The sequence below is a fragment of the Sphingobacterium shayense genome, assembly GCF_013179575.1.
Taxonomy (GTDB): Bacteria; Bacteroidota; Bacteroidia; order Sphingobacteriales; family Sphingobacteriaceae; genus Sphingobacterium; species Sphingobacterium shayense.
Genome location: NZ_JABMCQ010000119.1, coordinates 1 through 12,959 on the forward strand (window position 1 = coordinate 1; position 12,959 = coordinate 12,959).

Here is a 12,959-nt window from a genome sequence, read left to right on the forward strand (position 1 = left end):
ACACCGTTTCTTTGATGTACGCCGTTGGAAAATAGCTGAAGTTGTTGAGAATAGACAGCTCCATGGCACCGAACCGGTGCGGATCTCCTCCATTACGACCTACAACACGATTAAAGTGAGAAAAAGAGTATTTGCCGACCGTATGTATCTGTGGCCGATACCACAATCTGAAGTGGCCAAATCAGTCGATCTATTACAAAACCTTGGATATTAAAAGACGATAAGATGAAGATTAAACGATTATTAGCATTCCTTACAGCATTTGGGTATCTGTTGGTTACCGGCTGTGATGATGAAATTTCAAATGTAGCTGTAGATGAGCCGTTGAAAAATATAAATGGAAAGTGGAATGTGGTCCAATTAACAAGAAATGGCGAAGACCTAAGCCAAAGGTTGGATTTGGCGGGTTTCAGTTTAAATTTTAACGAGGATGGGACCTATTCAATCGGCGAACCTTTGCCTTTTGTGTTAGTGGGGGATGGAACTTTCCGGTTGAACGACCCACAATACCCGTTTAGTTTACTGATGACTTCTGAGGGTAGCGCGGAAGAGGTCGTTGTGAAATTCCAATATCCCGTGGTAAAAGGAAAGCGGCAGCTAAGCCTTTCATTTAGTCTAGGCTGTTCCGGCAACATATATCAATACAACTTCGAACGAGATAATTAAGAACCATGAAAAGACCAATTCAAAACCTATTGTACCTGTATATTCTTGTCGGGCTGTCGTTGACTGTATTTTTGGTTCAATGCGGATTGAAATCCTTAACAGTGACCATACCCGAACAGGCGAAAGCCGGAGAAACAGTAACTTTTATTATGCATAGTGGGGCCGAACCAAGAATTGAAGGATCAGGAACATATACGACGCAGTTGTTAGCGGGTATTATGGTGCCTAAAAATTGGAATGCGAGACGGAATGCGGTACTGAAATACACCAGTCCTAAGGGAAACGGGACCATGCGTTTGATCCCCGATAGCGAGGTAGAGCCTGTATCGGGCTTGAACTGGCATCAAGCTGCAAAAAAGATGTTCGGAATAGGCCCTAACCTAGTGGATGACTTTGAATGGATTGTCTACAGAAGTACGCAATCCTATACGTTTGCCAATAATGAGGATATCGATTTCAATGTCGCAGTAGAATGTAATGTAGGGTCAGAGAATATGCTTGTTCGTTTAGGATTTTATGTGGGATCTTCTATAGAGAATTTGCGACCTGAGGACACAGATTATAAGAAATTCACTTTTTCGGAGGTTTTCCAAGTCACCGATGGAGAAGGTGATTTGATTGATTTTGTTAACCCCCAACTAGGTACCGTTCAGCCTGTAAAAAGTCTAGACAATGATATTATAACCTTGAATTTCAATGGCGGAGTCGTCAATACCGTTTTAGACAATGAAAATGAAGTATACCTACATGCACGTGCATTTGATCAAGGGGGTCAGTTGATTGGGGAGGTCAATGAATCTAGCGAAAAGACGAGGCTCACGAGCATGCAGGGGAAGCGGTTTTTAATCGATATATGGCCCAGGGGATTCTTCAATATTGCAAAAGGTGTACAAATTGCACGATTGGAATATTTTTTTACAGATCAGACCGATACGAAGGTCGTAGGATACGGTAATACCGCCGAACCATTTAAATATACTTTTCGGTGCGAGTAATCTTTAGGAGCATCAAAAAAGAATACTAATCAAAAATTATCTGAATATGTTGAATCATTATATAAAGCTAGCTTTCATAGGGCTACTAATGCTGCCGATCGGAACCTATAGTGTGAGTGGTCGCGGTGTTTCGCCTGTTCTCTTTAGGGATGTGGAAAAAAAGCTCCTATTAAAAGTCTTTGACGAGTACGGTAAGCCATTGTCCGGTGCAAAAGTTTATTCGCGGGATCATAAACTATTGGGGGAAACAGACGCTAACGGAGAGGTTCATTTTGAATTTGCCGTAGGGGGCGATGTTATTATTATGCATCCATCTTATTATGCTAACGTTGTAAAAGCTGAGCCTGGACTTAAAATTGCCATGGTGAGTAGTTATCTCAAGCGGAGCGACACGCTCCAAATTTTTAATGATAAAAAAACAAATGCAAATTTATTAGGAGCGGTATCCGTTTTATACAATAACCAACTTAAAAGCACACCCACTTCACTTTATTTAAATGCATTGACGGGACGGACTTCAGGTCTATATACGCAGGAAATAAGTGGATTTCGGTCCCCTCGAGTAGCGGCGATTACCTATAATGATTTGGCGGGTTCGTTGCCCAGTGAAGCTACAAAGTATAGTTCAAGTCTTAGCGATAACAGTGAAGTTCTCTTCAACTTGCGCGGGCAACAACCCGTCACAATTATCGACGGCGTGCAGCGGGAAATATATTCTATTGACCCAGAAAGTATCGAGTCAATCACTATTGCCAAAGATGCGTTATCGTCAGTTTTATTAGGACAGCGTAGCTCAAGAGGTATATTGGAGATTCGTACCAAAAAAGGAGTGGCGGGCCCTCCGCGTATTTCTTTTACAGCGCAAACGGGGATGCAGCATGCTTTAAAAAGACCTGAACCTTTAAATGCGTACGAGTACGCTTATTTATATAACGAAGCATTATTGAATAGTGGTCGTCAGCCGGTATATTCTAGCGAGGATTTTAGTCTTTATCAGAACGGAACTTCTCCGCTACTTTATCCTAACATAAATTGGTACGATGCGGTTCTAAAAAGCGGTAGTCCGATTACAAAATATAATCTGAGTGTAAATGGCGGTATTCGAAATGCCAGATATGCCTTGTCACTCAGTTACCTTGATCAAGAAGGCATGTTCAATTCCTCGGACGAGTTTGATTACCCTACAAATGTGAGTCAACGTCGTTATTTGATAAACAGTTCCATCGACGTCGATGTGACAAAAGATTTCACTATTGGCTTGCAGCTATTTGGTCGTATTCAGGATGGAAGGCAGCCAGGGGCAGGAACTTCAAATATTTTAAACGCTCTTTATAATACGCCTAATAATGCCTATCCTATCTTTAATGAGGATGGATCTTATGGCGGGTCATCGCTATTCAGGAGCAATCTCTATCAGCAAGCAACGGGTTCGGGGTACCTTATCGATAACACTCGCGATGTATTTGCCAATCTGGATTTCAATTATAAGTTTGACCAGTGGTTGCCGGGGTTATACGCAAAAGGGAGGGTCAATGTTTCTTCTACCTCTTCCAGTTTTGTAGACAGGAGTAGGTTACAGCCCGTTTTCGATGCGCGTTATAATGAAGCCGGTGAACTGACATATATCCGCTATGGCGATATTTCCGATCAACCTAACTCTTTTTCAACAACTTCGACGGCTAATTTCTTTTACTTTCAGGGAGCCCTTGGGTATGATCGACAAATTGATGAGAATCATCAGCTCGGAGGGAAAATATTCGTAGATCAACGGACGGCAAATTACCAATTCGATTTGCCAGCTATTCATACCAATTTCGCAGCAACGGGTAATTATGCCTATCAACAAAAGTATTTTGGAGAATTAGCGGTAAATTATTCCGGTTTTAACCGCTTTCAGCCGGACAGAAAGTATGGAACTTTCTATGCGATGGGTATGGGTTGGGACATGGCAAAAGAGTCATTTATCTCCGATAATGCCGATTGGGTAGACCAGTTAAAATTTAGAGCAACGTATGGGCATACAGGTAATACGAATGAAGGTGCTTTGGGTTACTATAGCTGGCGCTCGTCTTACGGACAGGACGGCGCCAACGGATACAATTTTGGATCGGAATATTCATATGTCAATAGCATAATCGAGCAGGGACTAGCGAATGTAAATGCCACCTGGGAAAAAGGAAAAAAGTTCAACATTGGTCTCGATGTTTCTTTGTGGGATTCGATGTTTCGGTTTACAGTAGACTATTATAGGGATCGATATTACGATCTTCTTCAACAGCGGGGATCAACGATTGAACTGATTGGTATAAGTTACCCAAATGAGAATATCGGTGAAAATTTGTTCGAAGGGCAAGAGGTTAGCTTGAGTTATCAGAATCATCTTGGAAAGTTCAATTACTTCATTACCGCCAACGCATCTCGTATGCGCACGGAAGTGCTTTATATGAATGAAGTGTTCCAAAAATACCTGTGGAATCGTCGCACCGGTATGCCTTTAGGACAGACGTTCGGTTATGTAGCTGATGGACTAATTCAAACTCAGCAGGAAGCCGAAGCTGCCCCGTTGCTGGGTGGAAATCCGGTGTATCCGGGAGACGTTAAGCTGGTTGACCTGAATGATGACGGGATCATCAATACCTATGATCAAACAGCAATTGGTAATACAAAACCGATTTTATATTACGGAGCCACATTTGGGTTTAACATAGCAGGATTTGATCTTAGTATCCTCCTTCAGGGCGTTGCTAATCGCACCTACCAAAAGACAGACTATTCATTCGGTAGCAACGGTGAAAGCCAAGGATATAAATATATGATGGGACGTTGGACTCCTGAAACGGGTGAATCAGCAACGTATCCTCGTCTTACTGTCGGCAGCGACCCTACCAATACACCTTACCTCAATACATCCAGTTACTGGACACGCTCGGGTGAATACCTAAGAGTAAGAAACGTTGATTTAGGATATACATTTCCGTTTCATTTAAGCCGTAAAATTAAGGTGTCAGCATTACGTGTTTTTGCTAACGCACAAAACTTGTTCACGTTTACGCCGTACGGGAGACTTGATCCGGAGATAATGGGAGATACATCTTATCCAGCACAACGGACTATTGTGTTTGGAGTAAATATAAAGTTATAAACCTAAGGATAGATACAGACATGAAATATATTAATTTTAAGTGGTCACTGTTGATCTCAATGGCGATTTATACTTTCGGCTCCTGTAAGAGTGACCTGGAAATTGTGCCTATTGAATTGCAGACGTTAGAACAGGTGTTTGATACGAAGGATTCGGCGGGAGTGAATGCTAATCGATTTCTGAGCGATTGCTATCGATTTTTGCCGGAAACAGGAAATAGAGTTGGAGGAGATTTTCTGGATGCAGGAACAGACGATGCTTTATCTTCTAATCCGACCAATACGTCCGTGCAGCAATTGGCTCTTGGGACTTATACTGCCGACAGCTATCCCGATAATTTGTGGAGTTCTTTTTACCAAGGTATTCGTAAAGCAAATATTTTTATCAAGAATATAGACCGCGTTCCGCTAAAAGGACAGCTGCAGAATGGTACTCCCCTTAAAAGGGTCTGGAAAGCCGAAGCGAGATTTTTAAGAGCGATGTTTTATTTTGAATTGCTTAAACGTCATGGAGGTATTCCCTTATTAGGCGATCAGGTTTATCAGCTCGATGACGATATTGAATTGCCACGAAATAGCTTCGAGCAGTGTGTAGAATATATAGTTCAGGAATGCGAGGAGATAAAAGATAGTCTGCGCGTCGATCCTTTCGATCTTCCAATGTATGGAAGGCCAACGAAAGCTGCAGCTCTTGCTCTGAAATCTCGGCTCCTACTTTATGCGGCTAGCCCGTTGTTTAATGGTGAAAATGTTGATGGGCAGAATCCATTTACCGGGTATTCAGCGTTTTCAGCAGATAGATGGCAGCTCGCTGAAACAGCGGCGAAGCAGGTCATAGATCTCAAATTATTCCGTTTAGAACCGGAGTTCAAGGATGTTTTTATTACCAGGAATCGCGAACGGATCTTTTCCAAACAGGGAGGTAACAACACCAACGTAGAAAATAATAACGGACCTATTGGATATGCGGCAGGGGTAAATAATGGAAGGACAAGTCCTACTCAGGAATTTGTCGATTGTTTTGGTATGGCTAATGGTTTGGAAATAACTGATCCTAACGCAGGGTACGATGAAAATGATCCGTATGTAGCACGCGATAAACGTTTTTACGCAAGCGTCTTTTATGATGGAGCCATGTGGTTAAGCCGGCCCGTTCAGACGTTTGAGGGCGGAGCGGACAAGCCGGGTGGATCACGACAACAAACTAAGACGGGCTATTATTTACGCAAATTTATGGGTGATTTTGAGTCGGCGGTAAATTATAGTAATGTCAATCACGATCATATTCTTTTTCGTTATGCTGAAATACTTTTGAGTTACGCTGAAGCGAGAAATGAACGTTTGGAGTCACCTGATCAGGGCGTATATCAAGCTATTGAAAGTATTCGACAACGGGCAGGGTTATTACCGTATGAATTACCTGCGGGGCTGACTAAAGCAGAAATGCGAGAAGTCATCCATCGAGAACGGCGCAAGGAACTGGCTTTTGAAGAGCATCGTTTTTACGACGTTCGCAGGTGGAGGAAAGCGGAGGTGGAGTTTAATAAGGATTTGCATGCTGCTGTTATTTATCGAACAAGTACAGGCGCTATTCGACAACCCGTTGCTGTTTTGAAGATGAATTTTGAAGAGAAAATGTACTTGGCTCCGATTCCTTTCAATGAGGTTATAAAAAATCCAAAAATGGAACAAAACCCAGGGTGGTAATCAATTCAATTAACCAAAGAAATTATTGTGATGAAAAAAGATATTTATATCTTATTAATAATGGTCTGGGTACCGTTTTTAATATTTGCGCAGTCCACAATCACGGGGATTGTAAAAAATAGTTCCGGACCACTATCGGGTGTTACTATTTCGGAGAGGGGAGGCACTTCGGTTCAAACCGACCGTAACGGACGATTCAGTATATCGCTAAAAGCGACTAACGTGTTGACATTTACAAGCGTAGGCTATGCCACTCAGCAGAGAAGCGTCGAAGGAGAGAAGGAACTTGAGATAATTCTTCTGCCGAGTAGCCAAGATATTAATGAGGTTGTGGTTGTTGGATTTGGTACTACCAAAAAATTGACAAATACAGGGGCTGTCAGCTCTATTAAGGGGGCTGATATCCGAAATGTGCCAACCTCAAGCGTGCAAAATGCCCTTACTGGTCGATTGCCTGGTTTTGTTTCTGTGCAACGCTCTGGCCAGCCTGGGAAGGATGCCTCTGATTTTTATATCCGAGGGGTGAGTTCATTAAATCCGGAGGGAAATCAACCATTGATTATCGTCGATGATATTGAATATACCTATGAACAGTTGTCTCAGATCAACGTCAATGAGATCGAGAGCATATCTATTTTGAAAGATGCTTCAACAACCGCTGTATTCGGTATTAAAGGGGCTAACGGCGTACTTGTTGTTAAAACGCGCCGTGGGGAATCAGGGAAGCCTAGGATCAATGTCCGTTCGGAAATGGGGATGCAGAGTCCTGTTACAAGGCTAAAGTTTTTAAACGCTTATCAAAGTGCGCAACTTTGGAATGAAGCTATCGCAAATACGGAAGGTGACAATACAAACCAACCTTTTGATGAACAAGCGTTAGAGCATTTTCGTTCAGGTGATGATCCTTATGGCCATCCGGACATAAATTGGTATGAACGTATTTTCAAACCCTCCAGTTTTCAATACAATACCAATGTTGATATTTCTGGCGGGAGCGAAAGCATCAAATATTTTATTTCCGGAGGCGCACTTTCTCAGGATGGCAACTTATATAGTTTCGCGAACGAAGGGGATCAGATTAACAACAACTATTATTATAGGCGGTATAATCTTCGATCAAATCTTGATGTACAGGCGACTAAAAGCTTGAAGTTGCGACTGGATTTCCGTACAAATTTTAACAGAATAAATTCTCCTCGGGCGGGAAACATCGTCGGAGAAGTATTTGATTTCAATAAGATTCGTCCCTGGTCGGCTCCTTTCCTTAATCCGGACGGTTCATATAGTTATGCAAACGATACGCAGGATCTGTTACCAACGGTCAATGCCAGGTTAGCCACAGCTGGTTATAATCTAGATAGAAGAAATGATATTAATATTTTATTTGGGGGCACGCAGGAGTTAGATATTGTCACCAAAGGCCTCTCTTTTTCTACTCGTATTGCTTATGCAAGTGTAGAATCAAATGGTCGGGAGCAGGCACGCGACGAAATTCCTGTTTATCGGTATTATCCCTATACCGACGCATATCAATTAAAAGGGGGAGCACCCTATGTTCTAGGAAATTACACACTGCGAGCCTATCAAGGAGACTACAATAATCGGATGAATTTCCAAGCAAATTTCAATTACGACAGATCTTTTGGAGTACATCGGATCAATTCTCTCCTATTATATAATAGGGAATCCTATAAAACCAAGGGTGATAAAAAAACGAATTGGATTCCGCAAAATTTTGAAGGCTTTACTTGGCGTACTGGATACAATTATAAGGAAAAGTATCTCGTGGATTTGACGTTGGCCTACAATGGTTCGGATCGTTTCCAATCGGACAAACGATATGGCTTTTTTCCCGCAGTATCTGTAGGCTACAACTTAGCTGAAGAGAAATTTTTCCAAGAGGCGTTTAGTTTTGTGGATTTGTTTAAAATCAGGGGATCCTACGGTGTTGTTGGCTCAGATAAAGTCGCTGGAGACCGGTACCTCTACCAACAGGTATATAACGAAGGGTTGGGTTATTCATTCGGAGAGACACATCAGCCTTCTGGCAGTATCGTGGAAGGAAACTTAGGAAATCCCAATGTCACTTGGGAAAAGCAGCGCTCTTTTGACATAGGACTGGAGATAAACTTGCTGAAAAATAAGTTTTCGATGGTGGTCGATTACTTTAATAATATCCGTTACGATCAATTGGTCGCCTCGCAGTCATTACCCATCCATATTGGTGTTGGCGTGTCCCCCTCGAATATTGCTCGCGTTCGTAACCGCGGAGTTGAATTTGAAGTAAACTATAACAACCATATCGGTGAATTTAATTACAATGTAAAAGGCGTGCTAACGTATTTCAAGAACAAAATTTTATTCCAAGATGAGCCGATGCCTGCATACCCCTGGTTACGTTTGACAGGTCATCAGATTGATCAACCTATTGGTTATCTGTTCGACGGATTTTATACCGAACAAAATATTGCAGAAAGCCCTAAACCTACTGGTGGCTATGAAGTGCAGCCTGGCGATTTGCGCTATAAGGATCTTAATGGTGATAACATCATCGACGATTACGATAGGACGATAATCGGCAGACCGAATATACCTAATACTAGTTTTGGATTAACCTTAGGTGGTAGCTATAAAGGTTTTAGTATTAGTGCGTTATTGCAAGGTACCACGGGATACAGCTTTAGCGTTTACGGAAGTGGCATTGAGCCGTTTCAAAGTCAGTTTCAGCCTATACACCAAGAGAGGTGGACTCCTCAGACGGCCACGACGGCAAAGTTTCCCCGGTTAACCACTAACCCAACAACGATCAGTAGCCCTTCCTCGTATATGTCGGATTTTTGGCTAATCGATGCCACTTATCTTCGACTAAAAACGGTGGAGTTAGGTTATCAGTTACCGGATCGTTGGTTGCCGTTCAAGATAAATAACGCGCGTGCATACCTAAGTGGTTACAACCTATTAACATGGACGAACTACTCTATCTATCAGCAGGATCCCGAGGTAACCTCGAATACGGCTGGAGACGCCTATCAAAACCAAAGAGTTGTCAATTTAGGTATCCAAATAGGCTTTTAAATCCAATGGAAATATCAGTGCTTGAAAATATCTATTTTTAAGCGCTGTATTATATTAATATTATGTTTCCGACTTTTTCATCCTTGGTTAATTATTTGTTTGGGACAGATCTTTCTTGGCCGGTCCCAACCTTTGGAATTTTTGTCACGTTAGCATTTATTCTGTCGTACTTAACATTCTGGAGCGAGTTTGCAAGAAAAGAAAGATTGCTACAGTTTAGCACGTTTAAGTGCAAAGTAAGATGGGGAACACGAATGAAATTGATGCTATTTCTAGGATACGGATGTATCGGATTCTTGATTGGGTATAAAGGTGTAGGAGCATTAATTGAACAAGAAACTTTCTCTTACAATCCTGTTCGTTTTATCTTCTCAACACAGGGAGATTGGACGGCAGGGTTATTGATTTGTTTGAGTTTCTGTATAATGACTACGTTTATTTATAGAAGTCTACTCTTTTCACAAACTTTTACTCAGATGAGGAGCGCACGACCAAGGGAGATTCTACCCACGATGTTATTATGGGCGGGAGTAAGCGGCTTCGTTGGAGCGAAGGTGTTTAATATTTTTGAGAATGGCCATTTGTATCATTCCCATAGCTATTTTGAAATATTAGATTTCGGAGGGTTAACATTCTGGGGGGGACTTATTTTTGGCGCCTTAAGCTATTTAATTATCGGCAGAAAAAATGGAATGAGATGGCAGCATTTGGCTGATGTAGGATCGTTGGGAATGTTAGTCGCTTACGGTGTTGGAAGAATTGGATGCCATCTTTCCGGTGATGGAGATTGGGGGGTGGTGAATAATGCCGATAAGCCATTTACATGGCTGCCCGATTGGATGTGGTCGTTCCGTTTCCCCCATAATGTCCTTGAGCAGGGGGAATATATACCGGAATGTGTGGGGAAATATTGCTACATCCTTCCCCAAGGCGTGTTCCCTACGTCTTTCTATGAGTCTGTGATTATATTATTTGCTTTTGCCGTGCTGTGGATGGTAAAAGACAAAATTAAGATGCCTGGATTGCTCTTTGCTATTTATCTATTTATCGCTGGGATGGAACGGTTTCTGATCGAATTTATCCGGGTGAATTACAAGTTTGACGTATTTGGGTTTTCTCTTTCCGAGGCACAATTAGTTGGGGTTTTTATGATAATACTATCTTTCATAGTAACAGGGTGTCTGCTTTTAAAACACAATAGGACAGGGGTTTGCAGCGAGGCTGTTACGGCCGAAAACGCCAAGAGACGGAGTCGGGTGATCGGCGATGTTGGCGCAGAAAGAGCACGCTAAATAGCACAGTAGGTAGGTGACCTGTTTTGTAAAACAAACTAACTTTCGGCGCCGTTTCGGTACCGGGTAGCGTGAACCGTTATGATCTTTCTTTTACAGCGTAGATTATTTTAAAGGTTACAAATTCACCAAAGGGCTCTTGCGTAATTTTTAAAAAAGTGCTTTCTGCAATTTCATCGATTGAGTCAATAATGAGGTCATAAAACTCTTTGGTATCTTGTTGAAATTTTATATCTAACGCTTCTTCTTTATTTACCGTTTTTCTGAATGTTAACTTGTCCATAACTGCTTATTATTTATGTATATACAAATATATGCATTATATTTTTTTTCAGACCTGAGTTATTTTATGCATATATTTCTGCGCCCTAAATTTCGTTTGATATTCCTTTTCATAGACAACAGTCAATAAGGTCGCTGCGTCATTGCTGAGATCACCGAGGTAAATATGGAGGTGATGGTCGCATGCATGACGTATAGTTAGATAAGACAATATACATCTTGGAAGAAATAGGATGGTACCACAGGAGCAGATTTCACGATATTTGAAAAAACACGAGCTCTTAAAACAAAAATCAGTGTCGAATTATATTCTTGTAGGCTATGGAAAGCTCGTGTTGCGTATATAAATTAAAAGAAACCATTTTAAAAGTAGTCCGTTCTAATGAAAAAAGTGTAAACATTTAAATTAGAGTATTATGGCAATGGACACAGCAAACGAAGGCAAACTAACGGAAAAAATCGAAAGTCAAACGGCAAAGGTTCCATCTTTGTTTTTTTTAAAAGCAGCTGTAGCGCTTATGGGAATTTCGGCAGCACTAAAATGTTGTAATTGGAAAGATGATAAAGATGCCTTATTTATTGGGCAATGGGTTGCGCCATTCTTATTATTGGGCATTTACAACAAGATCGTGAAAACCGCTGGGCACGATTAGTAGCAAATATTAGGTCTGCCTAGTTAGAAAAACAAAAGACAACCTCCTTTTTAAAAGGGGGTTGTTGTTTAAAAGAATTTCATCAGCCCCAACCCGCGTGATTTTGAGCGTTTGTAATGTTTTTGAGAAGCTATTTGTATATTTAGAATACGATTTATTTTATTTTAAATGGAACTATTTTAACTATTTAGGTGTTTAATGTGAAAGATCGGCAACAAAGCGGAATATAAGGTTCGTGAATCGATCGGGTTTTCCTGTTTCATCGCATTTGTCATTCCCTTGATTGCGCCCAGTTAGACTATTTTAAAAACCAGAATATATGGAATTTGTTCGATTGACCCATGATGTATTGCACCTACTGAAATCTGAGGGATACACGATTTTGCAATCCCCGATGCCCTTGACAAGTTATGATCCGTCTTGGTACGCCATGCGGGTGGACGATGTTTGGGAATATCTTGACCGTTTAATGTGTGAGCCTTTCGCGGAACCTAATATTATTATCATAGATGACGCATTGAATACTCATAATGAAGTACTGGTCGGTTCCGTCTTCGTTCAAGAAAATACGTTAACGCGTTAGATAGATTTTAAAATTCTATTGAAGAATTATTCATTCGACGCCACGGTATAAGTCGGGTCTTCAATGATGTTAACCTCTATAACCGATTCCGCATTTTTTAATAGTCGCCTGCAATCAGCACTTAAATGGCGTAAATGCAATTTTTTGCCTTCTTTGTTATATTTCTCTGTGATTTTATTTAAGGCTTCAATCGCGGACATATCGACGACTTTACTTTCTTTAAAATCTATTATTACTTCAGTGGGGTCATTTAATACATCGAATTTTTCTGCGAAAGCGGCGGTGGAACCAAAAAAGAGTGGTCCGAAAATTTCGTAATGCTTTACGCCATTTTCATCGAGGTATTTTCTTGCTCGAATCCGTTTTGCACTTTCCCATGCAAATACCAACGCTGAAATAACAACACCGATTAGTACAGCTAATGCTAAATTGTGTAATAACACTGTAATTACAGCCACCAGCATACCCACGAAAATATCATGACGCGGCATTTTATTGATAATTCTGAAACTTACCCATTCAAACGTTCCGATGGCTACCATCATCATTACACCAACTAAAGCGG

General features: G+C 41.2%; 11 protein-coding genes. 9 read left to right on the forward strand and 2 right to left on the reverse strand.

The window, feature by feature from the left end:
• The 7 genes from HP439_RS13305 to HP439_RS13335 all read left to right on the forward strand — a co-directional run.
• The coding region (locus HP439_RS13305) for a RagB/SusD family nutrient uptake outer membrane protein (RefSeq protein WP_172390828.1) at positions 1-214 on the forward strand (214 nt) is incomplete at its 5' end.
• 11 nt (positions 215-225) lie between these two features.
• Positions 226-666: a DUF5004 domain-containing protein gene (locus tag HP439_RS13310; RefSeq protein ID WP_172390829.1), complete on the forward strand. Its 441-nt coding sequence runs from the start codon at positions 226-228 to the stop codon at positions 664-666.
• A gap of 5 nt (positions 667-671) precedes the next feature.
• Positions 672-1,661 (forward strand): DUF4961 domain-containing protein, encoded by a 990-nt coding sequence (locus tag HP439_RS13315; protein ID WP_172390830.1) that lies wholly within the window; start codon positions 672-674, stop codon positions 1,659-1,661.
• A 46-nt stretch (positions 1,662-1,707) separates the two neighbouring features.
• Positions 1,708-4,803, forward strand: coding sequence for a SusC/RagA family TonB-linked outer membrane protein (locus HP439_RS13320; protein ID WP_246229357.1), 3,096 nt, complete (start codon positions 1,708-1,710; stop codon positions 4,801-4,803).
• A gap of 20 nt (positions 4,804-4,823) precedes the next feature.
• Positions 4,824-6,509, forward strand: coding sequence for a RagB/SusD family nutrient uptake outer membrane protein (locus HP439_RS13325; RefSeq protein WP_246229358.1), 1,686 nt, complete (start codon positions 4,824-4,826; stop codon positions 6,507-6,509).
• 30 nt (positions 6,510-6,539) lie between these two features.
• Positions 6,540-9,584, forward strand: a complete 3,045-nt coding sequence (locus HP439_RS13330; RefSeq protein WP_172390831.1) for a SusC/RagA family TonB-linked outer membrane protein — start codon at positions 6,540-6,542, stop codon at positions 9,582-9,584.
• Between the two features lie 62 nt (positions 9,585-9,646).
• Entirely contained in the window at positions 9,647-10,876 is a 1,230-nt protein-coding gene (locus tag HP439_RS13335) for a prolipoprotein diacylglyceryl transferase (protein WP_172390832.1), read from the forward strand.
• Between the two features lie 79 nt (positions 10,877-10,955).
• Here HP439_RS13335 and HP439_RS13340 read toward each other — a convergent pair whose 3' ends face one another.
• Complete coding sequence (locus tag HP439_RS13340; protein WP_172390833.1) at positions 10,956-11,159, reverse strand: hypothetical protein; 204 nt, start codon at positions 11,157-11,159, stop codon at positions 10,956-10,958.
• Positions 11,160-11,574: 415 nt separating this feature from the next.
• Between HP439_RS13340 and HP439_RS13345 the strand changes: the two genes are divergently transcribed.
• Positions 11,575-11,811, forward strand: a complete 237-nt coding sequence (locus tag HP439_RS13345; RefSeq protein ID WP_172390834.1) for a hypothetical protein — start codon at positions 11,575-11,577, stop codon at positions 11,809-11,811.
• A 319-nt stretch (positions 11,812-12,130) separates the two neighbouring features.
• Positions 12,131-12,394: a hypothetical protein gene (locus tag HP439_RS13350; RefSeq protein WP_172390835.1), complete on the forward strand. Its 264-nt coding sequence runs from the start codon at positions 12,131-12,133 to the stop codon at positions 12,392-12,394.
• Between the two features lie 26 nt (positions 12,395-12,420).
• On the opposite strand, the gene HP439_RS13355 is transcribed toward HP439_RS13350, so the two are convergent.
• A partial coding sequence (locus tag HP439_RS13355; RefSeq protein WP_172390836.1) for an STAS domain-containing protein occupies positions 12,421-12,959 on the reverse strand: 539 nt, incomplete at its 5' end.